The sequence below is a fragment of the Micromonospora cabrerizensis genome, assembly GCF_022230955.1.
GTDB lineage: Bacteria > Actinomycetota > Actinomycetes > Mycobacteriales > Micromonosporaceae > Micromonospora > Micromonospora cabrerizensis.
Genome location: NZ_JAKKFI010000120.1, coordinates 1 through 24,688, shown reverse-complemented (window position 1 = coordinate 24,688; position 24,688 = coordinate 1). Strand labels below are relative to the sequence as shown.

18 protein-coding genes and 2 pseudogenes are annotated in these 24,688 nt (G+C 71.6%); 10 read left to right on the top strand and 10 right to left on the bottom strand.

What is annotated here, in order from left to right; translation table 11 throughout:
* Positions 1-101 precede the first annotated feature (101 nt).
* The 3 genes from sftH (at position 102) to LADH09A_RS29990 (ending at position 3,551) form a co-directional block, all read left to right on the top strand.
* Positions 102-2,522, top strand: coding sequence for a DEAD/DEAH box helicase (gene sftH, locus LADH09A_RS30000; RefSeq protein WP_372492380.1), 2,421 nt, complete (start codon positions 102-104; stop codon positions 2,520-2,522).
* Positions 2,523-2,620: 98 nt separating this feature from the next.
* Positions 2,621-2,830 (top strand): hypothetical protein, encoded by a 210-nt coding sequence (locus tag LADH09A_RS29995; protein ID WP_238649028.1) that lies wholly within the window; start codon positions 2,621-2,623, stop codon positions 2,828-2,830.
* 142 nt (positions 2,831-2,972) lie between these two features.
* Positions 2,973-3,551, top strand: a complete 579-nt coding sequence (locus tag LADH09A_RS29990) for an LURP-one-related family protein (RefSeq protein WP_238649027.1) — start codon at positions 2,973-2,975, stop codon at positions 3,549-3,551.
* 462 nt (positions 3,552-4,013) lie between these two features.
* Here LADH09A_RS29990 and LADH09A_RS29985 read toward each other — a convergent pair.
* From LADH09A_RS29985 to ssd, 7 genes and pseudogenes are all read right to left on the bottom strand, one after another.
* Positions 4,014-4,415 (bottom strand): annotated as a pseudogene (locus LADH09A_RS29985) (Rv3654c family TadE-like protein); the annotation flags it as partial.
* Positions 4,415-4,786, bottom strand: a complete 372-nt coding sequence (locus tag LADH09A_RS29980) for a TadE family type IV pilus minor pilin (protein ID WP_238649047.1) — start codon at positions 4,784-4,786, stop codon at positions 4,415-4,417. The pseudogene LADH09A_RS29985 and the gene LADH09A_RS29980, both read right to left, overlap by 1 nt.
* Before the next feature lie 68 nt (positions 4,787-4,854).
* Positions 4,855-5,022 carry a DUF4244 domain-containing protein gene (locus tag LADH09A_RS29975; RefSeq protein ID WP_081883916.1) on the bottom strand — a complete coding sequence of 56 codons (168 nt, stop codon included), beginning with the start codon at positions 5,020-5,022 and terminating at the stop codon, positions 4,855-4,857.
* Positions 5,023-5,044: 22 nt separating this feature from the next.
* A complete protein-coding gene (locus tag LADH09A_RS29970; RefSeq protein WP_238649026.1) occupies positions 5,045-5,686 on the bottom strand; it encodes a type II secretion system F family protein in 642 nt (213 codons plus the stop codon).
* Positions 5,683-6,507: a type II secretion system F family protein gene (locus LADH09A_RS29965; RefSeq protein WP_238649025.1), complete on the bottom strand. Its 825-nt coding sequence runs from the start codon at positions 6,505-6,507 to the stop codon at positions 5,683-5,685. Before LADH09A_RS29965 ends, LADH09A_RS29970 begins: the two co-directional genes overlap by 4 nt.
* A gap of 467 nt (positions 6,508-6,974) precedes the next feature.
* Positions 6,975-8,183, bottom strand: coding sequence for a TadA family conjugal transfer-associated ATPase (locus LADH09A_RS29960; RefSeq protein ID WP_238649024.1), 1,209 nt, complete (start codon positions 8,181-8,183; stop codon positions 6,975-6,977).
* Positions 8,180-9,283, bottom strand: a complete 1,104-nt coding sequence (gene ssd, locus LADH09A_RS29955) for a septum site-determining protein Ssd (protein ID WP_238649023.1) — start codon at positions 9,281-9,283, stop codon at positions 8,180-8,182. The genes LADH09A_RS29960 and ssd overlap by 4 nt, the downstream gene beginning before the upstream one ends.
* Positions 9,284-10,312: 1,029 nt before the next feature.
* Here ssd and LADH09A_RS29950 point away from each other — a divergent pair.
* Complete coding sequence (locus LADH09A_RS29950; protein ID WP_238649022.1) at positions 10,313-11,119, top strand: HAD family hydrolase; 807 nt, start codon at positions 10,313-10,315, stop codon at positions 11,117-11,119.
* A gap of 2 nt (positions 11,120-11,121) precedes the next feature.
* Positions 11,122-11,309: pseudogene (locus LADH09A_RS32015) on the top strand (TetR/AcrR family transcriptional regulator); the annotation flags it as partial.
* 7 nt (positions 11,310-11,316) lie between these two features.
* On the opposite strand, the gene LADH09A_RS29945 reads toward LADH09A_RS32015, so the two are convergent.
* Positions 11,317-12,063 carry a Fic family protein gene (locus LADH09A_RS29945; protein ID WP_238649021.1) on the bottom strand — a complete coding sequence of 249 codons (747 nt, stop codon included), beginning with the start codon at positions 12,061-12,063 and terminating at the stop codon, positions 11,317-11,319.
* A gap of 527 nt (positions 12,064-12,590) precedes the next feature.
* On the opposite strand from LADH09A_RS29945, the gene acs reads away from it, so the two are divergent.
* The 5 genes from acs to LADH09A_RS29920 all read left to right on the top strand — a co-directional run bounded on the left by acs (position 12,591) and on the right by LADH09A_RS29920 (position 22,010).
* Positions 12,591-14,555 carry an acetate--CoA ligase gene (acs, locus tag LADH09A_RS29940; RefSeq protein WP_238649020.1) on the top strand — a complete coding sequence of 655 codons (1,965 nt, stop codon included), beginning with the start codon at positions 12,591-12,593 and terminating at the stop codon, positions 14,553-14,555.
* A 269-nt stretch (positions 14,556-14,824) separates the two neighbouring features.
* On the top strand, positions 14,825-17,620 hold the full coding sequence (locus LADH09A_RS29935; protein ID WP_238649019.1) for an immune inhibitor A domain-containing protein: 2,796 nt from the start codon (positions 14,825-14,827) through the stop codon (positions 17,618-17,620).
* A 332-nt stretch (positions 17,621-17,952) separates the two neighbouring features.
* A complete protein-coding gene (locus LADH09A_RS29930; protein ID WP_238649046.1) occupies positions 17,953-20,385 on the top strand; it encodes an immune inhibitor A domain-containing protein in 2,433 nt (810 codons plus the stop codon).
* A gap of 110 nt (positions 20,386-20,495) precedes the next feature.
* Positions 20,496-20,972: a hypothetical protein gene (locus tag LADH09A_RS29925; protein ID WP_238649018.1), complete on the top strand. Its 477-nt coding sequence runs from the start codon at positions 20,496-20,498 to the stop codon at positions 20,970-20,972.
* A gap of 105 nt (positions 20,973-21,077) precedes the next feature.
* Positions 21,078-22,010 carry an alpha/beta fold hydrolase gene (locus LADH09A_RS29920; protein WP_238649017.1) on the top strand — a complete coding sequence of 311 codons (933 nt, stop codon included), beginning with the start codon at positions 21,078-21,080 and terminating at the stop codon, positions 22,008-22,010.
* 4 nt (positions 22,011-22,014) lie between these two features.
* Here LADH09A_RS29920 and LADH09A_RS29915 read toward each other — a convergent pair whose 3' ends face one another.
* Together LADH09A_RS29915 and LADH09A_RS29910 are read right to left on the bottom strand one after the other, a co-directional pair.
* The gene (locus tag LADH09A_RS29915) at positions 22,015-22,380 is read right to left on the bottom strand and encodes a UCP033725 family protein (RefSeq protein WP_238649016.1); all 366 of its coding nucleotides are present in this window, start codon (positions 22,378-22,380) and stop codon (positions 22,015-22,017) included.
* Complete coding sequence (locus LADH09A_RS29910) at positions 22,377-24,557, bottom strand: SseB family protein (RefSeq protein WP_238649015.1); 2,181 nt, start codon at positions 24,555-24,557, stop codon at positions 22,377-22,379. The genes LADH09A_RS29915 and LADH09A_RS29910 overlap by 4 nt, the downstream gene beginning before the upstream one ends.
* Positions 24,558-24,688: the final 131 nt, after the last annotated feature.

Here is a 24,688-nt window from a genome sequence, read left to right as displayed (position 1 = left end):
TAACCACTACCGCCTGCGCGACCTGCGGACGCCAGTGGAGGCTTCCCCTTACCCCGGTGTCCGACTTTTCATCTCCGAACACCAGTGCGAGAGTGCAGGGCGTGACCTCCAACGACTTCAGCACGGCGCATCCCACGTCGCGCCCTGACCTGGAGTCGTCGTCCGCGGCCACCGTATCCGCTGGTCCCGGCCCCGGGCCAGCGCCGGCCGACCTGCTGCGCCGGCTGCGGGCCCGCGGTGCCGCCGACCCGGTCACCCACGTCGAACGGGTGCCGGCCCGCCCCGGGGTGCCCGCACCGTGGCCGTCGTGGGCCCAACCGGAGCTGCGCGCCGCGTTCGCCCGGCGTGGCGTGGTCGCGCCCTGGCAGCACCAGGCCCAGGCGGCCACCCTGGCGTACGAGGGTGAGCACGTCGTGGTCGCCACCGGCACCGCGTCCGGCAAGTCACTGGCGTACCAGCTCCCGGCGCTGGCCACCCTGCTCGCCGACCCCCGGGCCACCGTGCTCTACCTCGCGCCGACCAAGGCACTCGCCGCCGACCAGCTGCGGGCCGTCGCCGCGCTGGAACTGGAGGGGGTACGCCCAGCCTGCTACGACGGCGACACCCCGCGCGCCGAGCGGGAGTGGATCCGCCGGCACTCCCGGTTCGTGCTGACCAACCCCGACATGCTGCACCACGGCGTCCTGCCCGGGCACGCACAGTGGTCAGGCTTCCTTCGCCGGCTCGCGTACGTCGTGATCGACGAGTGCCACACCTACCGGGGGGTGTTCGGCTCGCACGTGGCGCACGTGCTGCGTCGGTTGCGGCGGCAGTGCGCCCGGTTCGGTGCCACCCCGGTCTTCGTGCTCGCCTCGGCGACGTCCGGTGACCCGGCGACCGCAGCCGGGCGGCTGACCGGCCTGCCGGTGACGGCGGTCACCGAGGACGCGTCGCCGCGCGGCGGGGTGACCTTCGCGCTCTGGGAGCCGCCGCTGCTGCCACCCGACTCGGGCTCCCCCGCCCCGGTGCCACCGCAGTCGACCGGCGACCACGACGACCTCCAGCAGGTCCGCCGGTCGGCGCTGCGCGAAACCGCGGACCTGCTGGCCGACACGGTCGCCGAGGGGGTACGCACACTCGCCTTCGTCCGCTCCCGCAAGGGCGCCGAGGTCGTGGCGGCCAACGCGCGCCGGGCGCTGGACGACGCGGTCCCGGGGCTCGGCGGTCGGGTGGCCGCCTACCGGGGCGGCTACCTGCGCGAGGAGCGGCGCGAACTGGAACGGGCACTGCTGCACGGCGACCTGCTCGGTCTGGCCTCCACCAACGCGCTGGAGCTGGGCGTGGACCTCGTCGGGCTCGACGCGGTGCTGATCTGCGGCTACCCGGGCACCCGGGCGTCACTGTGGCAGCAGGCGGGCCGCGCCGGGCGTTCCGGGCAGGAGGCCCTCGCGGTGCTGGTGGCCCGGGACGACCCACTGGACACCTACCTGGTGCACCACCCGGAGGCTATCTTCGGTGCGCCGGTGGAGGCCACGGTGCTCGACCCGGCCAACCCGTACGTGCTGGCACCGCAGCTCGCCTGCGCCGCGTTCGAGGCACCACTCACCCCGGCTGACCTGGAGCTCTTCGGTGACGGGGCAAAGGAGGCCGTCGACCAGCTGATGACCGCCGGGGCGCTTCGGCAGCGGCCCACCGGCTGGTACTGGCGGCACCGGGAGCGGCCCGAGGTGGACCTGCGCGGTGAGGGTGGCGCCCCGGTCTGCGTGGTGGAGTCGTCGACCGGCCGGCTGCTCGGGACCGTCGACGGTGGCTCCTCGCACTTCCTGCTGCACTCCGGCGCGGTCTATCTGCACCAGGGCGTCTCGTACGTAGTCGACGACCTCGACCTCGCCGACGGGTGCGCGCTGGTGCACGCCGAGGAGCCGGACTGGTCCACGCACGCCCGCGACGTCACCGACCTGTCCGTGGTGTCGGTGCGCTCCTACGTGGACGCCGGGCCGGTCGGCATGTTCCTCGGCGAGGTGGACGTGACCAGTCAGGTCGTCTCGTACCAGCGCCGGCGGATCGCCACCGGCGAGGTGATCGACACGCGGCCGCTCGACCTGCCCACCCGGGAGCTGCGCACGGTGGCGGTCTGGTTCACCCTGTCTCCGCAGTCGCTGACTCTTGCCGGGGTCCAGCCAGCCGACGTGCCCGGTGCGCTGCACGCCGCCGAACACGCCGCGATCGGCCTGCTGCCGCTGATGGCCACCTGCGACCGGTGGGACATCGGCGGGCTGTCCACCGCCGTGCACCCGGACACCGAGGCACCGACCGTGTTCGTCTACGACGGGCATCCGGGCGGCGCCGGTTTCGCCGAACGGGCGTACGGGACGGCGTCGGCGTGGCTGCGGGCCACCCGGGACGCGATCGCGGAGTGTGGCTGCGAGACCGGCTGCCCGTCCTGCGTGCAGTCGCCGAAGTGCGGCAACGGCAACAACCCGCTCTCCAAGCCGGACGCCATCCGGGTGCTCGACGTGGTGTTGGCGAACCTGCCCGAGTGAGCAGGTTGCATGAATCGACCCGACGCGGGGCACAATGTGTGGGAGCGCTTCCATCGATGCCTTTGTTGCTGATCGCCCCCCGTGCCCGAGGAGAAGCCGTGGCCGACACCATCGCCGAGACCGTCGACCTGCTCTACACCATCGACCAGGACAAACTCACCCTCGACCAGCAGATCGCGCTCGGGTCCGCGCTGGCCGCACTGGCCCAGGCGGAACGGCTGGAGCAGATCAACGAACGGCTGCGCGTCATCCACCAGGTGCTCAACGCCTGGGCGCTGCGCGCCGCGACCACCACCGACGGCCGCTGATCCTCCCTTCCCTGTCGGCACGGGCACCGGGACGCTGGGCGGTCGCCGGACCGCCCCGCATCCTGTGATCATCGATGGCGGGGAGCGCGACGGTTGTCGGGCTGTGCGAGACTCCGGCGCACCAACCCCCTGAGGAGATCAGATGCAGCTGGACAACTTGCAAGGTCAGCACCAGTTCCACATCCGGCAGCGACTGCGCATGATGGTCAACCAGTACGAGGTCCGGGCAGTCTCCCCGGACGGCACCGAGGGCGAGTTGCTGGCGTTCGCGCAGCAGAAGCGGATGGCCTTCAAGGAGCAGGTGACGATCTACACGGACGACTCCAAGCAGCAGCCCCTGCTGGGCTTCAAGGCCCGCCAGCGCATCGACCTCGGCGCCACGTACGACGTCACCGACGCGGCCGGCAACCCGATCGGCCTGTTCCGCAAGGACTTCGCCCAGTCGCTGCTGCGCTCCACCTGGCACGTCGAGCAGAACGGCCTGCCGCAGGTGACCGGCCAGGAGCGCAGCATGCCGGTGGCACTGCTGCGCCGGTTCGTCGACTCGCTGTCCTGGTTGCCGTACCACTTCGACTTCACCGCGGGCGGCCAGCCGGTCTTCACCGTGGTCAAGAAGTGGGGCCTGCGCGACAAGTACGTCGTCGAGGTGCAGCACCCGCAGATCGACCGCCGCCTGGTCATCGCGATGGCCGTCGCCCTCGACGCGCTCCAGGCCCGCTGACACACCCCCGGCCCACCCAGCCATTTGCTCCTCGGCCGCTGGCCGGGACACGGCTCTCAGCCCTGGTCCCGGCCAGCAGGCCGTCGGCCGTCGCGCTCTGGTCCTCCACGCCCGGTCCTCCACGCCGGGCCGCCGGCTCATCTGGCGGCCGGTCCGCTCGCCGCATCCGTTCGGTCGGAGTGCCGCCCGCGCTGCCCATCCGCCCGCTCTGCGTGCCGACCCGCTCGGGCCGCCGCTCGGGCCCGCGTTCGGAAATTCCGGCCGGGAGCCCGGGTGGTCGGCGGTCCCTTTGGAGCTGATGTCGTAAACGCACCGCGCCCGATGTCGTAAGCGATTCAGCTCCACAGCGCTCCTCGACGCACCGCCCAACCCGATCTCGTCAAGCGCGCGCTGGGCCGGCGCGGAGCCGTTAAGCGCGCGCTGGGCCGGCGCGGGGCCGGCGAACGCAGGCTGAGCCGGCGCACGAGTTGGGCCGGCGCGGGCCGTCGACGTCGCGACCCGGGTCAGTCCGGGAAGAGGGGTGAACGCCACCTCGACGGTCACCAGCACGTCCAGCCCGTCGACTCGACAGCCGATCATCCGACCGCTGTTGCGGCCGACGATGTCGGCAGCGGACGCGCAGGCCATCGCGTCGCCGTCGAGCGCCCGGGCAGCCCCGGCCAGCGCACCGAGATCGGCCGCCACCATCGCTTGCTGACCAGCCATGCCGGCGGCGGCGATGGCCGCGCCGAACGTCCCGAACAGCACCAGGGCCAGCCCGATTGCCAGCAGCAGGACGGTCGCTCCACCCCGCTGCGCGTCCGGCGGCCCCTCATGGAGCCGCTCGGCGTCGGGTCCGTGGCCGAGGCGGGTTCGCCAACCCATCACCAACTCCCCTCGGCAGCGCCTGGTTCCACGGCGGCGACGGCGGTCGCTACCACGGTGACCCGTGGTAGCCGGCCGCCCAGTGTGCGGACGGGCGCGCGTACCGTCGCCAGCACCCGGTTGCCGTCGACGGACACCGTCACCGACGCCCCCGGCGGTGCCGCACGCCCGGCCGCCGCGCTGCCGTCACCGCCACGGGCGACGGCCAGCGCCGCCTCCCGGGCCGCGTGGAGGCAACCCGCCTGCGCGGTGACAGCGTTGACCGCGGTCAGCCCAGCCAGCAGGAGCAGGAGCAGCGCCGGCAGGCCGGCCGCCAGTTCGGCGGTGAACGACCCACGGTCCCCACCAGTGGCCCGTTCGGCGACGCGGATTTTCCGCTCACCACCTGCCCTCCCAGGGGTCCCGGACCTTGGACCGCGACCGGCCTGCCGGCGCCCGATCACTTCAGCGCCCGGTCGATGACGGCGGTCAACGCCGACTGGACGTTGCCGGAGGTCAGCACCTTCAACAGGATTCCGGCGAAGGCGACCGCCGCGAGCGTGCCGACGGCGTACTCGGCCGTGTTCATCCCGGCGTCGCCGCGCAGGCGAGCGATGAGTTTGCGCATGACTGTTCCCTTCCTCGATGGGTCAGAGCACGTCGCCGAGAACGGCGACGATCACCGGCACCAGGCCGGCGAGAATGAACGCCGGCAGGAAGCAGAGCCCCAGCGGCAGGACGATGAGCACGCCAGCCCGGCGCGCCGACGCCTCGGCGGCGGTGGCACGGTCGGCGCGCAGGTCGTCGGCGAGGCGGGTCAACGCACCGGCCAGGGCGGCGCCGCTGTTGGCTGAGCGCAACGCCGCTGCGGTCAGCCGCTCCGCGCCAGGGATCCCGTCCAACGCCGACCACGCCTCGGGCGGGCCGCCGCCGAGCAGCAGCGTGCGGCCGACCCGGGCCAACCGGCTGGCCAGTGGCCCGTCCAGCGCCTCGGCGACGGCCAGCACCGAGCGATCCACCGGGGCACCCGCCCGCATCGCCGCAGCCAGCAGATCAGCGGCGAGCGGCAGGTCGGCGGCCTCCTGGATCCGCCGCCTGCGCACTGCCGGCGGCTCGATCCGACGCAGGAGGAAGTCCAGCAGGAATGCGGTCGGGACCGCACCGAGCAGCCCGAGCCACCCCCCGACGACCACGGCTACGGCGAGCCCGCACAGCGCCGCGGCGAGCCGGATCGCATCCGGCCGGCGACCGCTGACCAGGCTGCGTCGAGTCGCCGGGGCCCGGGACGTCATCCGGCCCGTCCCGGTGCCGCGCCGAGCCGCTCTGCCCAGAGCAGACCCACGACCTGCAGGGCGACGGCGAGAACCGCACAGGCTCCCCCGACCCTGCTGTGCAGGAGCACCGCCACCGGGTCGACACCTATCCCGTACCCGAGCGCGATACCGCCGACCGGCAGCGCCGCCAGCAACCAGGCCGTGGCCCGGGCACCGGCCGCCTGTGCCGCCGCGGCGGCCAGACCTCGGTCGGTCGCCCGAGCGTCGGCCTCGATCCGCTCAACGAGTTCGGCGAGCGGTGCGCCGGTGCGGTCCGCCAGTCGCACCGCCGCTGAGGTCAGCTGGCGCAGCCGGTCCGACTCCCTCGGACCGCCGGGCGCGACATCGAGCGTGTGCGGGACGGGCAGACCGGCCCGAAGGTCGGCCGCGAGGCCGCAGAGTTGATCCAGCCCACGTTGTCGAATGCGCTCGGTGCGCTGGTTCGCCCTCCAGCGCAACACGGCGCGTACGCCCAGCGTCCCGTAGCTGGCCAGCACGACCGCGGCCACCGGACCGCCGACCACCGCACCGACACCGCCTCCCAGGAGGCTGACCAGCGGTAACACACGTGCCCTCGGTCGCACGGCAGGCGCCGCCGCAACCGCACTCGGCTCGCCGGCCGTCACGTCGGCCGGGTCGGCATGGTTGCGGCGGTCGATGTCGCCGCGCCCGTCGGCGCCGAACACTCCACCTCGGCTGTCCGCCTCCGCGTTGGTGCGGACACCGGTCGGCGTCGAGCCTGGGGCGTCGACCCAGCGGGGCGCTTCCACGCCTGCGATGTCGGTCGCGATCGAGGCCACCGACGTACCGCCCTCAGGTCCCACGTCGAGGGCCGTGGCCTCCGGCCGAGCGGTGCCGGCAGGCCGCCGAGGATCCCGACGGGTCGGCGGACGCGTTGGCCCAGCCGGACCCGTCGACCCCACGGACCCACCCGGCGCTCCGGGCCAGTTCGGTTTCCCGGTGAGGTCCCGGGCAGGCCAGCCGAGCGCCGTCGGTCTCGCGCCGGAACCCGCGCCGGGCTGCGGCTGGCTCGCGATGCCCATCGGACGACCCGAGGCCAGCGAGTCCCCGGCACCGTCGACCGGCCCGTCCACCGTGCGACCGAGTTGCCGGATCCACTCCACCAGCGCGTCGTCCGGGTCGGGACCGGCGCTCCCGCGTCCCGGTGTCAACACCCGACGTCGGCGGGCCCGAATGCTGTGCACAGGCCACGCCACCAGGGCGGCTGCGACCAGAAGGAGCCCCGCCACCACCAGCGCCCCGCCCGTCATTCCGGGCCTGCCGATCCGGGCCACGGCTCGGTGAGGATCGGTGGCACCGCGACCCCGCGCGCCCGCAGCAGCGCTCCGAGTGCACGGGCGGCCAGCCCAAGCCCACCGCCGCGCACCCAGGCGGGCACCACGGTCACCAACCGATCGGGCCCCTCGGGCAGCAGCAGGCAGACGGACTCCAGGACGCGACCCTGGGCGCCTCGCCGCACCTGGAACAGCACCTGCAACGCCGCGGCGACCTGGGCGTGCAGCGCAGCGCGGGGCAGCCCACCCAGCATGCCCAACGCCTCCAGCCGGGCCGGCACGTCGGAGGGGGTGTTGGCGTGCAGCGTGCCAGCGCCCCCGTCGTGTCCGGTGTTGAGCGCGGCCAGCAGGTCGACCACCTCACCGCCCCGGCACTCCCCGACCACCAGCCGGTCCGGGCGCATCCGCAGCGCCTGCCGAACCAGGTCGCCGAGGCTGACGACACCCGAGCCCTCGACATTGGCGGTCCGCGCCTGGAGCCCCACCACGTGCGGATGCCCCGGACGCAACTCGGCGGCGTCCTCCACCAGCACGATCCGCTCGGTGGCCGGCACCATGCCCAGCAGCGTGTTGAGCAGGGTCGTCTTGCCAGACCCGGTCCCCCCGGTCACCAGGTACGCCAGCCGGGCCGCGACGACGGCGGCGAGCAGCGGTGCCACCGGACGCGGCACGGTGCCCTGGCGCACCAACTCATCGAGCGTGAACGGCCGGTGCCGGAAGGTTCGCAGGGACAGGTACGGACCCTCGGTCGCCACCGGTGGCAGCACGGCATGCAGTCGAGTGCCGTCGGGGAGCCGGGCGTCCGCGTATGGGGACCCGTCGTCGAGCCGCCGGCCGGCGCTCGCGATCATTCGCTGCGCCAATCGGCGGACGTCCTCGACCGAGCCCACCGGGACCGCGACCTGTTGCAGCCCCGAACCACGGTCGATCCACACTCGGGTCCCGTTGACCAGGACGTCGGTCACCTCCGGATCGGCGAGCAGCGGGGCCAGCGGTCCCGCGCCGACGAGGTCGTCGTGCACCCGGTCGGCGATCCGCAGCACCGCGGTGTCGCCGAGCACCGCAGCAGCGGGTTCGGCGCGTACCGCGGAGACGATCGCCGCCGGTGTGACCGGGGTGGTGGCGGAGGCGATGCGCTGCCGCACCCGGGCGGCGATGCCGTCGTCCGGCCGGCCGGTCATGCCGCACCCGTGGCTTTCGAGCCGGTGAGGTCGGTGACGATCCGTTGGCAGAGCGCGGCCAACGGACCCCTGCCTGCGGCGGCCGGTGCCTCGCCCCGTTCCAGCCCACGGCAGAGCCCCGGCTCGGGACGCAGCGTGCCCGCCAGGGGAAGGCCAAGAGCCCGCGCCACCTCGGTCGCGCGTAACCGCCCCGGGGCGGGCCCGCGCACCACCACCGAGAGCGCGGCGCAGTGTGGGGCGGCGGCGGCAACGACCCGAGCAGCCGCAGCCGTGGCACGCAGCTCGGCCGGGACGACGACGAACGCCTGGTCGGCCGACTGCAACGCCACCACGGCGGCGTCGTCCAACTGTCGGGGCAGGTCGACCACGACGAAGTCCCGCCCACGGCGGGCGGCGTCCACGGTCGCCGCCATCGCCGCCACCGGCAACGGCAGCATCTCGCCTCGGTCCCAGGAGAGCACCACCAGGTCACCTCGGCTGGGCAGAGCCTGCACGAGCGCCGGGGCATCGACCCGCCCGTCGGCACCGGTGAGGGCAGGCCACCGCAGCCCTTCCAACTGCTCCCAGCCCAGCACGAGGTCGAGGCCACCGCCGAGCGGATCGGCGTCGACCAGCAGGGTGCGCAACCGGGCCCGGGCTGCCGTCACGGCGAGGCCACCGGCCAGCACACTCGCACCGGCACCGCCCCGGCCACCGAAGACCGCGACGATTCGGGCACCAACGCCGTCCGGACGGTCCGGGGCCTGCTCGGCGAACCGATCCACCAGCCACGGCTCCGCGGTGGGCAGCACGGCGACATGCTCGGCCCCGATCAGCTCAGCGATCCGCCGGCCGGGGTCGAGCTGACCGGCCCTACCGACCAGCACCAACCGGGGCCGCTGCGGCAGCCGGGCACGCAGACACGACTGCGCCTGATCGGCGCCGAGCACCACCAGCGGCGCGGTGAGCCAACGGGTGCGGGCGGCCGCCGGGTCGCGGGCGAGGTCAACCTCGGTCCCGCCTGCGGCGGCGAGCCGGAGCACGTCATCGAGCAGATCGTCGTCGCCGGTGACGACCAGCGGAAGCCGGCGGATCGGCGGAACGGAGGTACGGGGTGGCATCGCGGCCTCCAGCGGTCGGGCTCTGGTATGCCGCCGACCCTGCTCGGAATCCGCCCTGCCGGCCTCCCCAACCGCGTGGCCTGTGGACAACTTGGTGACCTGTGGACAACGCCCGTTGAAGCGGTTGATCTGCTATGCCCGAAGACTGCTGCGCAGCTCCTCGGCCTGCCGGACATGAAGGGGGCCGTTGGCAGGGGAAGGAGCCCCGGAAATCGAAGGCTCGCCGGGTTCAACCTCGCCCCTGACGGTTCGCCACCTCAGACGGCTGTCCGCGTCAGGTCACTGCCGGCCGTACTCGTCATGACCGGTTGCTGTCGCCGTTACTGTCGAGAGGGCCCCGCTGTGATGGTGTCGGCGTGCCGGAGCAGCCAGATCAATCGGCACGTGGTTCAGGAATCCTCTGATCCGCTGCCTGCTCGGGGCGTCAGCCTGTGGCTGGCGCTGATCGACGAGGTCAGAACGCCGGGAGGCCGTTGCCTGTGTCGCGGCCAAGGCCGCAGGCGGGATGTGGTTCCACGATCTACGGCACGCCTACCACCAGGCTGGTCAACCCACACCCCGGAGGACTACGCCGCCCGCAATCTGGAGGCGTTCGAGGCTCTGCTGACTCCCTGCTGCCTCCGACCGTAGAAAAGCCGTCCCTCGACGGTCTGGACGGACCGGAGGACGACCTGTGACCAGCGGTGGAGCGTTTCCAGCAGAAAGGGACGACCCCCGTCGGGGGGAGACGGGGGTCGTCGAAGGTTCGGCTCCGGGGGGGTCGAGCCGAACCACTCAGCGGTCACGGGGGGTGCAACCGCTGAGGGTCTTGTCTGTTTTCGAGGATGTGAAATCTCGTCGTACGGACAAGTCTGCCTGAGCGGGCCCGTCACGTCGAGTGGTGCCGCCTCCACTCACTGCGAAAATCTCCTCGCGGAGTGTGAGCGCGATCACGCGGAGCGGAGATGGTGGTGCCTGCCCGCAGGTCTGAGGGGTGGCCTGACCCCGGGCACCCGCCGACGATAGACCATCCGGCTAGACTTTCGCGCCGTGGGCCGAAGTGCCGCTTTCTTCGATCTGGACAAGACCGTCATCGCCAAGTCGAGCGCCCTGGCGTTTGGTCGGCCGTTCTACCGGGACGGGCTGATCACTCGACGTGACGTGGTCAAGTCGGCGTACGCGCAGCTGATGTTCCGGCTGGGCGGCACCGACGAGCAGACCATGGCCCGAACACGGGACTACCTGGCTGCGCTCTGCAAGGGCTGGCAGGTGGAGCAGGTCCGCCAGATCGTCGCGGAGACGCTGCACGAGCTGATCAACCCTTATGTGTACGCCGAAGCCGCCGTCCTGATCGCGGAGCACCAGGCGGCCGGGCGGGACGTGGTCCTGGTGTCGGCGTCGGGTGAGGAGATGGTCCGGCCGATCGGCGAGCTGCTCGGGGTGACCGACGTGATCGCCACCCGGATGACGGTGCGGGACGGCCGGTACAGCGGCGAGGTCGAGTTCTACGCGGCCGGCCCGAGCAAGGTGGAGGCGGTCAATGAGCTGGCCGCCGTCCGCGACTACGACCTGGCCGACTCGTACGCCTACTCCGACTCGTACAGCGATCGTCCGCTGCTGGAGTGCGTCGGCCACCCGAGCGTGGTCAACCCGGACCGACAGCTGCGCAAGCTGGCCTCGGAGAACGCGTGGCCGGTGCTGGAGTTCCGGCACCCGATTCCGCTGGGCCGTCGACTGCGGGAACGACCCGCTGTCCCGGTGGCCGCTGCGGCGCTCGGCGTCGGGGTCGGGGTGGCCATCGGCATCGCCTGGTACGGCCGGCACCGTCGCACCCGCGCCGCCGCCACCACCGCCTGAGCCTGACCAAGGCGGTCTCGGCCGCGTTCATCGGGCTGGAACTGTACGACGGCGTGGACCCGGCCGGCGCCGACCGGGCGATGGCCGCGCCCGACCAGCTCGCGCTCCTCGTGGAGATCGTCGGCGACCTCGGGCTGATCGCCGCCGGGCGTTGCAGGCCAAGGTCAACCGGGCGACCCGACGAGACTGACCGCGGCTCAGGCGGCGGCGAGGATCTCGTCGCCGATGACGGTGAGCTGGTCGGCGCCGACCTCGACGGCCGCCATGTAGTGGCGCAACCAGGAGCGCAGCCCGTCCGGGGTGCCGGTGGCGAAGGCGCCCGCCGAGCCGACGTACTCCGGCTCCCGCTCGCGGTGCCCGACGTCGACGGCGAGCAGGCCACGCGGGTCGAGGCCGCTGGCCAGCAGCACCAGCCGGGCGGCCCCCCGGGCCACCACTCCCGACGGCCCGGCGAACGGACGCAGGTTCAACAACTCCCCGTGTACGACAGCGGCCAGCACCAGCGGCGACACCTTGGTGCCACCGGCGACCAGCCCGGCCAGCCCGTCCAGCCTGCTGGCGACCACGGGGTCGGCCACCGGGCGGCCCAGCTCGGCTTCCGGCACCAACTCCCGGGCGGCGAGGACGTGCAGCTTCGCGAGCGCCTGCCGGGGGGCCTTCGGCCAGAGCTCACTCAGGCCGGGGAGCGCACCGGCGACCCGCAGCGCCCCCTGGAGCACCGGGTCGGTGACCGTGCCGGCGCGGACCGCCTCGCGTTCGTGCACAGCCCCTTCGAGGGCGGCGCTCGCCACTGCGGAGCGCAGGCTGACCTCGGCCGCGACCTGGCCACCGTGCCGGCGCAGCGCGCGGTGCCCGAGCGCCTGGTCGAACCGCTCACGGGCCTGCTCGACGGCAGCGGTGATGTCGGCGAGCGCGAGCAACGGGGCGAGCGGGTCGGTGGTCACCCCCGTCACGCTAGCGACCCGGCCGGACCGGTCGGGTCGCACCCGGCCGCAACGCGACCCGGACCACCCCACCCGGTGGCCCGCCCGACCCGGTGGCCCACCCGACCCGGTGGACCACCCGACCCGGTGGACCACCCGACCCGGTGGCCCACCCGACCCGGTGTCTCACCGGACCGGCGCCACTGAGCCCCGCACCCGACCCGGCCGGACGTCGCGCCTTGATCAACACGAGTTTGGTGAACTCGGGGTATCCCATCGACCCCGAAACCACGATTTCAATGAACCCGTGTTGATCAAGGCCTAACTAACGACTCCGCGCCGGGCGAACCTACGGGCCCGGCAAGCCCGCGCGCCGGGCGAACCCGCGAACCCAGCTCGCCAACCGGGTTGGGCCGTCGGGCGCGTGGTGAGGGCCGCTCGGCGCGACGTGGCGGGCAGCGGTCGCCCGTCGAGGGCCCCGCGACTACCCTCGTGCCAACGCAGGTCACCCCGAGGACCAGGTCACCCCGAGGACGAGGAGTCACGGCATGAGCGAGGCATTGGCAAATCTGCTGAACGAGACGCGCCAGTTCCCCCCGCCGGCCGAACTCGCCGCGCACGCCAACGTCACCGTCGACGCGTACGCCGAGGCCGAGTCCGACCGGCTCGCCTTCTGGGCGAAGCAGGCCGACCGTCTGGCCTGGTCGAAGAAGTGGGACGAGGTGCTCGACTGGTCGAACCCGCCGTTCGCGAAGTGGTTCGTCGGTGGGCAGCTCAACGTGGCGTACAACTGCCTCGACCGGCACGTCGAGGCGGGGCTCGGCGACAAGGTCGCGATCCACTGGGAGGGTGAGCCGGGCGACACGCGCACCCTCACGTACGCCGATCTGCACGAACTGACCTGCCGGGCGGCGAACGCGCTCACCGACCTGGGGGTGACCGCCGGCGACCGGGTGGCGATCTACCTGCCGATGATCCCGGAGGCGGCGGTGGCCATGTTGGCGTGCGCCCGGGTGGGCGCGGCGCACAGCGTGGTCTTCGGCGGCTTCTCGGCCGACTCGCTGAGCAACCGCATCCAGGACGCCAGCGCCAAGGTGGTGATCACCGCGGATGGTGGTTACCGGCGGGGCAAGCCGTCGGCGCTGAAGCCCACCGTGGACGAGGCGGTCGCGAACAGCCCGTCGGTGGAGCACGTCCTGGTGGTCCGCCGCACCGGCGAGGATGTCGCGTGGACGGACAAGGACCACTGGTGGCACGAGACGGTGGAGACGGCGTCGCCCGAGCACACCGCTCAGCCGTTCGACTCCGAGCACCCGCTGTTCATCCTCTACACCAGCGGCACCACGGCCCGGCCGAAGGGCATTCTGCACACCACCGGCGGCTACCTCACCCAGGCGTCGTACACGACGCACGCGGTCTTCGACCTGAAGCCGGAGACGGACGTCTACTGGTGCACGGCGGACATCGGCTGGGTGACCGGGCACTCCTACATCGTGTACGGGCCGCTCTCCAACGGCGCCACCCAGGTCATGTACGAGGGCACGCCGGACACGCCGCACAAGGGCCGGTTCTGGGAGATCGTCGACAAGTACCGGGTGAGCATCCTGTACACCGCGCCCACCCTGATCCGCACCATGATGAAGTGGGGCGAGGACATCCCGGCCGGTTTCGACCTGTCCTCGCTGCGCCTGCTGGGCAGCGTCGGTGAGCCGATCAACCCCGAGGCCTGGATGTGGTACAGGCAGTTCGTCGGCCGGGGCGAGCTGCCCGTCGTGGACACCTGGTGGCAGACCGAGACCGGCGCCATCATGATCTCTCCGTTGCCGGGTGTGACCGCGGCCAAGCCGGGTTCGGCGATGACCCCGCTGCCGGGCATCGTGGCCGACGTGGTGGACGACCAGGGCCAGTCGGTGCCGAACGGCGGTGGCGGCTACCTGGTGCTGCGTGAGCCGTGGCCGTCGATGCTGCGCACCATCTGGGGTGACGACGACCGGTTCATCGACACGTACTGGTCGCGGTTCCCGGGCATGTACTTCGCCGGTGACGGGGCGAAGAAGGACGACGACGGGCACATCTGGCTGCTCGGTCGCGTGGACGACGTGATGCTGGTGTCCGGGCACAACATCTCGACCACCGAGGTCGAGTCGGCGTTGGTGTCGCACCCGTCGGTGGCCGAGGCGGCGGTGGTCGGCGCGACCGACCCGACGACCGGTCAGGCGATCGTCGCGTTCGCGATCCCGCGCGGCAGCACCGACATCGCCGGCGAGGCGGGTGAGCAGCTCATCGCCGACCTGCGCAACCACGTGTCGAAGACGCTCGGCCCGATCGCCAAGCCCCGGCAGATCATGCTGGTGCCGGAGCTGCCGAAGACCCGCTCCGGCAAGATCATGCGCCGGTTGCTGCGGGACGTGGCGGAGAACCGGTCGCTGGGCGACGTCACCACCCTGCAGGACTCGTCGGTGATGGACATGATCTCCTCGGGGATGAGTGGCACCAAGTCCGACGAGGACTGACGGCAGGCGTACACATCGGAGGGTGGTGGTCCGCGCGGACCGCCACCCTCCGTCATTTTCTTACGGGTACGGCACGCATGGTCTGACCAGTGTCACATCGGTCGGTCGGGTGGAGCTGGGAGAGCTGAACGGACACACGAGGCAGGCCACCCCTGTCCTTTCGGCCGGTTGTGATTTAGGTTCACGCAGGTTGGCAGAGTTCGACACCCATCACATCGATGGTCTGCCGCGCCAACGTCCTCCTCCCCATGCCCGAGAAACGGAGCGGCATGAACCACAAACCGCAGTCCGGGGCGCGCCGACGACTACTCGTCGCGCTACCCGCCATCGCCCTCGCGGCCACGTCACTGACCGTGACCGGCAGTGCGGCCGCCCAGTCGTCCTCCCCCACCCCCCGGGCGGTGATCGGCGCCGACGAGCACTACATCAACTACGCCGAGCCCGAGGTACAGCCGGACAGCACCGGCCGTGAGGTCAAGGGCAAGGGCGGCGTCTACACCCCGGCCGTGGAGTCGGCGCGCGAGTTCGACCAGAAGCACGCCCCGGGCAACCCGGTGACCGCGCGGCAGCTCGCCAAGGACGAAGCCCGGTCGCTCAAGACGGGCAAGAACCCCCGGCAGTTCAAGAAGGCGCCGACCACCCAGACGGCGAAGCTGCTCACGCTGCTGGTGGAGTTCAACGACAAGGCCAACGACGACTTCACCGGCGTGATGGTCCCGAAGACGGTGTTCGAGGACCGGACCTGCGTGCCCGGCACCGTGCAGAACGGCCCGAAGCACAACAACATCCCGAACCCGGCGAACCTGTCCCACGAGGACAACAACTCGATGTGGGTGCCGGACTTCTCGCCGTCGCACTACAACAAGATGCTCTACAGCAAGAAGGGCATCACCGAGCGGGTCCGCACCGACCTGCGGGGCCCGGACGGTAAGAAGGGCGTCGACCTCTCCGGTCGCACCATGCACAACATGTACCTGGAGATGTCCAAGAACGCGTACACGGTGGACGGGCAGGCCAGCCCGTGGATCACCGTGCCGCACTCGGAGGGCTGGTACGCCGCCAACCGCTGCTTCCAGGACGAGACCGGCGCCTGGGTCCCCGGCCGTGAGCAGTCGATGAACGGCCACCCGGACAACCCGGCCGGCGCGGGCCGCCTGGCGACCGACGCGATCGACGCGCTCGTCGCGAAGGACCCGAGCTTCCCGTGGGCCGACTACGACATCGAGGACCAGGCCGACCGCGACGGTGACGGCAACGTCTTCGAGCCGGACGGCGTGATCGACCACCTCGTGCTGGTGCACGCCGGTCAGGGCAAGTCGCGCGGCGGTGGCGCCGAGGGCGTGTACGCCGTGTGGGCGCACTCCTCCACGGTCGCGGGTGGCTACACCATCCCGGGCACCAACCTCAAGGCGTCGAACTACATCGTGCAGCCGGAGGACGCCGGTGTCGGCGTCTTCGCCCACGAGTTCGGCCACGACCTGGGCCTGCCGGACCTCTACGACACGTCCGGCAACGCCGACTCCGACGTGGACTTCTGGGACCTGATGGCCTCGGGCTCGCACTCGGGTGAGATCTTCCAGGCGCTGCCCACGCACATGGGCATCTGGGACAAGTGGGTGCTCGGTTGGGCCGACCCGCTGACCATCCGTCCCGGGTCGAACCCGCGTGAGGTCAAGCTCGGCCAGACGTCGCGTACCCCGATCGACTCCGAGGACGGCATCAAGGTCGACCTGCCGGACAAGGTGACGACGCTGGCCACGCCGCACAGCGGCACGAAGATGTGGCACAGCAACAACGACCAGGAGTGGGCCGACGTCAAGCTGACTCGCTCGGTGGACGTGCCGGCGGCAGCTGACTCGAAGTTCTGGATGTGGAACAACTACATCATCGAGGAGGACTGGGACTACGGCTTCGTCGAGCTCTCGACCGACGGCGGCACGACCTGGACCGAGCAGAAGGTGTACGACGAGGGTGGCACCGTGGTCACCACGCCCGACGGCTACCCGGACCCGAACGGCCGGATGAACGACTTCGGCGGCAAGAAGTACGGCCTGACCGGCAGCACGAACGGCTGGCGGCACGACTACGTCGACCTGTCGGCGTACGCCGGCACGACCGTGCAGCTGCGGTTGCGTCAGGCCACCGACGAGGCGTTCGAGGAGCGCAACTGGTTCGTCGACGACTTCTCGGTCACCGGCGGTGGCGCCACCACCTGGAGTGACGACGTCGAGGGCGGCGCCAACGGGTGGACGGCCACCGGCGGCACCTTCGTGGACACCACCGGCGGGGGCTGGAAGGTCTCCACCGGCACCGAGGTCCACGCCCAGTTCTACCTGGCGGAGTGGCGCAACTTCGACGGCTTCGACAACGGCCTGAAGTACGCCTACGACACCATCTACTCGCACGACGCGTGGAAGGTCGACCGGATCTCCTACAACGCGCCGGGCATGCTGGTCTGGTACCGGGACAGCGCTCTGGGCGACGTCAACCACGTCACCGGGCAGATGACCGCACTGCCCAGCTACGGCGCGAAGGGTGGGTTGCTCATCGTCGACTCGCACTTCGACCCGTACCGGCGTACCGGTGAGGCGGCGGTGAAGGATCCGTCGGTGACGGACAACCTGCCCAGCCGTCCGCAGTCGGCCAACGCGGCCTTCTCGCTGAACAGGACGTACCCCTTCACGGAGTGCCTGGAGGCGGCGGACGAGCCGTACAGCGCGTACTGCACGAAGTTCAAGGCGCAGGCGCCGGTGAAGGCGTTCACCGACGCCAAGACCTGGTACCCGGGCATCGAGATGCGCGACGGGGCTCCGTACGCGCGGGACAACGACGCCTCGGTGGTCGTGCCGTCGCGGAACAACGCGCCGTACACCACCCGGGTCACCCACCCGGACGGCAGCCCGGCGCCGGAGTTCTACGGCACGACCCTCGGCGGTGGCGCGATCGTGCTGGGAACCGGTAACCCCGGCGACCAGGGCGTGAACTACGGCGTCTCGCTCACCATCAAGAAGGCGGCGCGGGACAACTCGTCCGCCACGATCTTCGTCACCCCGGCGAGGAAGTAACGGTTTCACGGTTCAACAACTGATGGTGGGGCCGGTGGCGGAGACGCTGCCGGCCCCACTGTCGTACATCGATCACATTGATCGAAATGGGTCGTTGTATACCGAGGCAGCCCAATCCTCGCTGGTCAGCGTGGCTGATGAAGCCCTGGTGTGTGACGGTGAAAAGCATTCCCAACAAAATCTTGCAACAAATCGACGCGGGCGTCTTCCCACCCGTCCCAGCAGTGTCTATGTTCACCATTGGTCCCACTAGTGGGATCGATCTCCCACCGGCCCGTACCCCCGTTGGGCCGGTTCCCTCACACCGGAGGTACCACGTGCGCAAAGTCGCAGTGGGTCTGCTCGGGCTCTCACTGACGGCGACAGGCCTGGCTTTCGGCCCGTCCGCCTCGGCGGCGCCTCAGCCCAAACTGCCGGTAGCAGCACCGGCCGCTGCCGAACCGCAGGCGTTGCAGGACGAACTCCCCGACAAGCTCGAGGACAAGCGCCGCGCACTGCGTCAGCAGGGTCTCAGCGACGTGCTGAGCGGTCGGAGCAAGCCGATCGAGCGCAACGGAAGCACGGTTGTCAAGGTCGGCGAGACGAGCGGCACGGGCACCAACGCCCGCGCCCGCACCACCGCCGGCACCGGCGAGACCAGGGATCAGTACGTCGAGCTCAAGCGTGAGCGCACCGACAAGATCTTCGTGATCCTGGCCGAGTTCGGTGACGAGCGGCACCCGTCCTACCCGGACAAGGACATGAACCCGGACATCGCCGGACCGGCGACGTTCGAGGGTCCGCTGCACAACAAGATCCCGGAGCCGAACCGGGCGGTTGACAACTCCACCATCTGGCAGCCGGACTTCAGCCCGGAGCACTTCCGCCAGGTCTACTTCGGCACCAACCCGGGCGACGAGTCGCTCAAGCAGTACTACGAGGCTCAGTCCTCGGGTCGCTACACCGTCGAGGGTGAGGTGACCGACTGGGTCAAGGTCCGGTACAACGAGGCCCGCTACGGTCGTTCCGACGACCCGAAGGCCGACGACGACCTGACCGGCGACCCCGCCGTCTGCGGCGACAACGTCTGCTCGAACACCTGGGCCCTGATCCGCGACGCCGCCAACCAGTGGGTCGCCGACCAGAAGGCCAAGGGCCGGACGGACGCGCAGATCGCCACGGAGATGAAGTCCTTCGACCAGTGGGACCGCTTCGACTTCGACGGTGACGGCGACTTCAACGAGTCGGACGGCTACATCGACCACTTCCAGATCGTCCACTCCGGCGGGGACCAGGCCGACGGTGACCCGCAGCAGGGTGAGGACGCGATCTGGAGCCACCGTTGGTCGGCGTTCAACAGCTCGCCCGTGGGCCCGCCGAACTTCCCGATCGGTGGCACCCAGATCGGCAACACCGGCGTCTGGATCCGCGACTACACGATCCAGCCGGAAAACGGCGGCCGCAGCGTCTTCTACCACGAGTACGGCCACGACCTGGGCCTGCCGGACGACTACGGCCCGGCGGACAACAGCAACGAGCACTGGACCCTGATGGCCCAGAGCCGGCTCGGTGCGAAGAACGACCCGGCCATCGGTGACCGTGGCGGCGACCTCGGCGCCTGGAACAAGCTCCAGCTCGGCTGGCTCGACTACGAGGTCGTGGTTGCGGGGCAGACCCGCACGCTGCCTCTCGGCCCGCAGGAGTACAACTCGGAGAAGGCACAGGCCGTCGTGGTCGTGCTGCCCCCGAGGGAATACACCTTCAACTACGGCACGCCGTTCGAGGGCTCCAAGCAGTACTTCACCGGTAACAAGGACAACCTCGACGGCACCATGACGAGGACGTTCGACCTCACCGGCAAGTCCGCGGCGGCACTGTCGCTCAAGGGCAAGTACAGCATCGAGGAGAACTACGACTACCTCTACTTCGAGGCGTCGACCGACGGTGGTCAGACCTGGACCGACCTGGACGGCACGGTCGGCGGCCAGCCGATCGGCGTCGACGGCGCGGGCCGCCCGGCGCTCGACGGCACCAGCAACGGTGCCTGGGCGGACATCAACATCCCGCTCAACTCCCTCGCCGGCAAGGTGGCGCAGGTCCGCCTGCACTACGTCACCGACGGTGGTGTCTCCGAGGGCGGCTTCTTCGGTGACGCGATCACCGTGACGGCCGACGGTCAGACGGTGTTCAGCGACGGTGCCGAGTCCGACGCGGGCTGGGCGCTCGACGAGTGGAAGGTCGTCGGCGCGACCTACACCGAGCTGTTCGACAACTACTACATCGCCGGCAACCGGTCGTACGTCTCGTACGACAAGTACCTGAAGACGGGCCCGTACTTCTTCGGCTACGCGAACACCCGCCCGGACTGGGTGGACCACTACGCGTACCAGGAGGGTCTGCTCATCTCGTACTGGAACCTGCGCTGGGAGGACAACAACACCGCTCCGGTGTCGCCCACCAACCCGGGTGGTCACCCGGGTGAGGGTCGGAACCTGTACATCGACGCGCACCCGCGCCCGATCTACAACCTGACCGGAGCACCGTGGCGCGCCCGCGTCCAGGTGTACGACGCACCGTTCAGCCTCAAGAAGGCTGACTCGTTCACCCTGCACCTCAACAGCCAGCCGCAGTACATCCGTGGCCAGGCTGCCGAGCCGCTGTTCGACGACACCAAGAAGTACTTCTACGAGGAGCTGCCGAACCACGGCGTCAAGCTCCCCGCAGCCGGTGTCAAGATCAAGGTTCTGGAGCAGGACGGCACCTCGATGAAGATCCGGGTCAGCTGACCACTGATCCAGCAACACCCAGCGGCGCCCGGGCGGGTCACCTGCCCGGGCGCCGCCCTTTGTCCCGCCAACGGACGGAACCCGGCGACCTGCTGGAACGTCCCATCGCCGTGCCCCTCCCCTCACGCGTCACCCTGCTCGCCGCGCTCCTCCTGCTGCCCCTGACGGCGTGCGCCGACCCGCAGGGCGCCGGCCCCCTGGCGGCGCCCCCGGCCTCCGACACGCCGACACCGGGGGCACCCACCTCCGCGGCCCCCAGGCTCGCCCAACCCGCAACACCGCCGTCGGGAGCCTTCACGCCGCCGCTGTCGCGCACGCTCCCGCCGTCCCTCGGCACTCCACCGAAGCCGCCCAAGCCGACACCGCCCACCGACCTGCGGCCCACCGACACGATCGCGGGCCACGTCACCCGGGGCGGTGCCGGCCCCTGCTACGGGCTCGTCGCCGAGGACGGCCGCGCGTACGCCCTGCACGGCCCGGGTTACGGAAACCTGACCGAGGGCAACTTCGTCACCCTCCGCATCGCCTCCCGGTCGTCCGACATCGACTGCGGCCCCGGCATCCGCGTCAGCATCGTCGCGCCGTGACACGGCGATCCGGCACCTGCCGCCGGTAGGGGACAACCCGGGCTTCTCCCTGTTCAACGCGACCACCGGGGTCGTCGGCGGCACCCGGGTCCTAGGCTGTCTGCCATGACCGACCAGCGCGGCGGAACCGTCGACGAGTCCCGTGTCCTCACCGAGGGGCCGTGGACACACCGTTTCGTCGGCGCCAACGGCAGCCGGTTCCATGTGGTCGAGGCCGGCACCGGCCCGATGGTGCTCTTCCTACACGGCTTCCCGGAGCACTGGTGGGCGTGGCACCAGATGCTCCCGGCGGTCGCCGACGCCGGCTTCCGGGCGGTCGCCGTCGACCTGCGCGGTTACGGCGCCAGCGACAAACCACCCCGGGGGTACGACGGCTACACCCTCGCCGCCGACATCGCCGGGTTGATCCGCGCACTTGGTGAGCGGTCGGCGACGATCGTCGGCAGCGGGCTCGGCGGCATGGTCGCCTGGACGGTGGCCTCGTTCCACCCGTCCCTGGTCCGCCGGCTCGTGGTGCTGGGGGCACCGCACCCGCTGCGGCTGCGCACCGCCACCTTCGCCGACCCGCGCGGGCAGTTCACCGCCTCCACCCTGGCGCTGAAGTTCCAACTACCCCGCTACGAGCACGTGCTGACCCGGGACGGCGCGGCAGCCATCGGGGAGATCCTGCACCGCTGGGGCGGCCCACGCTGGGTGGCCGGGTCGGACTTTGAGGCGTACGCCGAGCGGTGTCGGGAGGCGATGTGCATCCCGCAGGCCGCGTTCTGCGCCCTGGAGGGGTACCGGTGGGCGTTCCGCTCGCTGCTGCGGCTGCACGGCTACCGCTTCGTCCGCCTGATGCAGAAGCCGCTGTCCACCCCGACCCTGCAACTGCACGGCGCGCTGGACGTCGCCTCCCTGCCGCGCACCGCCCTGGGCTCCGGCCGCTACGTCGTCGCACCGTACGAGTGGCGGCTGCTCGACGGGGTGGGGCACTTCCCGCACCTGGAGGCACCGGAGCTGGTGCTCGGCGAGATCCTGCGCTGGGCCAAGACCTGACCGGTCAGACCCGCTGCTCCCGCAGGTCGCTGACCTCGGCGGCCGGCGCCCAGCCCTGGTAGACGCCGAAGTCGAAGACCTCCAGCCGCATCGCCTCCGCCACCGGCCAGCGACCACCGGTGTATTCCACCCGCAGCCAGGCGTCGTGCTCGCCGAGCACGATGAACGGCTGCCCCTGCCACGTGCAGGTGGTGCGCACGTACGCCAGATCCTCGATCTCGCTCGCCGGCAGCACCCGGACGTACCGGCCCGCGCGAACCTCCTCGAAGCCCTCGCCCGGCTCGGGCTGGTAGAGGCGGATGTTGTCGCCGTCCGGGCTGGCCTGGTATTCCCGGCCCTGCCAACGGGCCACGTAACCGTCGCGCATCACACCTCACCGACCCGTCGCCAGACCACCGCGTCGGTGTCGAGCTCCGCGATGACCCGCTCGGTGCCGTCCGCGGCGACCCGCCACAGCTGCGCGCCGTGCGGGAGACGCGCGCTGTCCACCTTGAACTCGGCCACGACGTCGCTGCTCTCACCCGGGGCGAAGCCGTTGCCCCGGAACGGTGGGCGCTCGATGACCCAGCCCTCCATGGCGCGCATCGCCGGCTCGTTCTGACCGCCGTACGGAATCCGGTAGAGGCTCGGCCGGTGCGCCGGCCACCGCAGCACGTAGATCTCCTCGGCGTCGCGGGAGAACGGGGAACCGGGGTAGCTGAGACCGAGCGCGTCGTGCACCTGAGCCGGCGTGGTCAGGTGCGCCAGCTCACCGGCCCGGTGCACGAACCCAGAGACGCGGTCGTACCCCCGATCCAGGTAGTAGGCGAGCTGGCTGGGCGCGATCGCCTTCTGCATGACCGTGGGTCGGGTCGGGTCGACGGCCGCCGGAGCGTACCGGGGGCGGGCGGTGGGCTCCGCCACGGCCGGTGCTTCCTCCTGGTCCACCTCCAGGTCGTCACCGAGCCCCACCTCGGCGGCCCAGTTCGCCAACGCGATGATCTGCTCCCCGGGCAACTTGGCACCGACCGGGGTGCCCGGGTTGACGGCGAACGACCAGTCTTCGGCCGGCCAGCGCCGGATCAGTTGGGCGAACTTCACCCGGACCGTGTCGACGTCGCCCTCGAAGTGGTCGGCGAGGCGCTCCGGCGACGTGTAGACCACCACGTACGTCTCGCCGTCGAGTTGCGCCGTACGCCAGACGAAGCCCGCATCGCCGGGGCGGCTGCCCCGCAGTGACTCGGGTGCCGCCGGCAGCAGGACCCGGGCCAGCAGCAAAGTGGACAGGAACGTGTCGGTGCTGCCGGAGCCGGCGGCGCCCAGCAGGTCCTCCTCGACCGTGTTGGCCGGGTCGAACTCGACCACCGCCGGTTCGTCGGTCGGCGGGCGGTGCCCGTCGCCGTCCCCGATGGCGCTCTCAACGGTCGGATCCGAGCTGGTCACACCGACCGACGGGCTGCCGGTGTCGGCGCGGTCGGCACCGACCGGGTCGCCGGGGCGGGCGTCGGCGCGCACGCCGCTTGCGTCGTCGCCCTCCGCCGGACCTGCGGGGCGTGGGGTGGGCGGGCTCGGAACGGGCTGCGCGGGGATGAACGACGCCGGACTGGACGAACGGGGACCGGCCGATGACGGCTCGAACAGACCCGTCCCGGAGTGCGTCGAGCCGAACAGTGGCGGGGCGGCCTCGGCCGGACGGGGCCCTCGGAACGGGTCAGCCGGGCCGCCGGTCTCGACCGGGTCGGTGAGGTCACGGGACTCGATGATCGTGCCCTCGATGACGATGGGCGTGAAGCCGCGGCGTGGTGCGGGTGGGCCGGAGACCGGCTCCGCGGCCGAGGTCGACAACTCCTCCACCGGGGCGAACCGGCTCGGCAGGTCGCGTGGGATCGCCTGGGTCTCGTCCGCCGATGGGCTGGGCCGTGCCGACGACCGGGTCGGCGGGGGCTCGCCGGTCATCCGGAAGGCACGGGTGGCCTCCTCCGCCGCCGGGTCGGGTCGGCGCGGAGGCAGCGGCTGGGTGACTTCCTCACCGGGTGCCGGCGCGCGTACCCCTCGGGACGTGCCGAGGTCGCCCGCCGGCTGCCGAAGTGGCCGGGTGGCGTCCGGATCCGCCATCGGGAAGGCCCGGGTCGCGGTCTCGTCGGCCGGCGCGTCGGCCGGACGGCGGCGTGGGAAGGGCTGGCTGCCTCGCCCGAAGCGCGTCGGTGGTGCCGCCCGGTCGCCGGGGTGGCCCCCGCTCGTGTTCGGGTCGGCTGCCCGGTCCCGGACGGGGGTCGGTTCGAAGAAGGAGCGCCGAGCGGCCTGGGGGCCGCCGTTGCCGTTGCCCCCGGCTGGGCCGTCGTCGCCCGGCCAGCCCGCGCCGGGCCTCGGCTGGTCGGCGGGACGCTCGGGGGGTGTCAACGGTGTGTACCGGGACGGCCGGCCGCTGCGGGGAAGAGCCCCGGCGCCCGGCAGACCGGGTCGCGGCGGCTCGGTCGGGTGGCGCTGACCGGCGGCCGGCATGTCCTCCTCGCCGGGTCGGCGGGACGGTTCAGCGGGGCCGGGCGTCCAGGACGCCGGGGCGCCCACCCGGGGAACCGCGCCCTGCGTGGGCCTCCGAGGGGACGCCGAAGCAGACGGGACCGCAGCGGGCGGCACTGCGGCAGACGGCACCGCGGCGGGCGGCACCGCAGCAGATGGCACCGCGGCGGGCGGCACCG

Excerpts from the sequence above, each read along its gene's own strand:
- LADH09A_RS29920 (WP_238649017.1), top strand. The coding sequence starts at position 21,078 with ATGACCGACCAGCGCGGCGGAACCGTCGACGAGTCCCGTGTCCTCACC.
- LADH09A_RS29975 (WP_081883916.1), bottom strand. The coding sequence starts at position 5,022 with ATGCGCAAACTCATCGCTCGCCTGCGCGGCGACGCCGGGATGAACACG.
- LADH09A_RS29990 (WP_238649027.1), top strand. The coding sequence starts at position 2,973 with ATGCAGCTGGACAACTTGCAAGGTCAGCACCAGTTCCACATCCGGCAG.
- LADH09A_RS29935 (WP_238649019.1), top strand. The coding sequence starts at position 14,825 with ATGAACCACAAACCGCAGTCCGGGGCGCGCCGACGACTACTCGTCGCG.
- acs (WP_238649020.1), top strand. The coding sequence starts at position 12,591 with ATGAGCGAGGCATTGGCAAATCTGCTGAACGAGACGCGCCAGTTCCCC.
- LADH09A_RS29970 (WP_238649026.1), bottom strand. The coding sequence starts at position 5,686 with ATGACGTCCCGGGCCCCGGCGACTCGACGCAGCCTGGTCAGCGGTCGC.
- LADH09A_RS29960 (WP_238649024.1), bottom strand. The coding sequence starts at position 8,183 with ATGACCGGCCGGCCGGACGACGGCATCGCCGCCCGGGTGCGGCAGCGC.
- ssd (WP_238649023.1), bottom strand. The coding sequence starts at position 9,283 with ATGCCACCCCGTACCTCCGTTCCGCCGATCCGCCGGCTTCCGCTGGTC.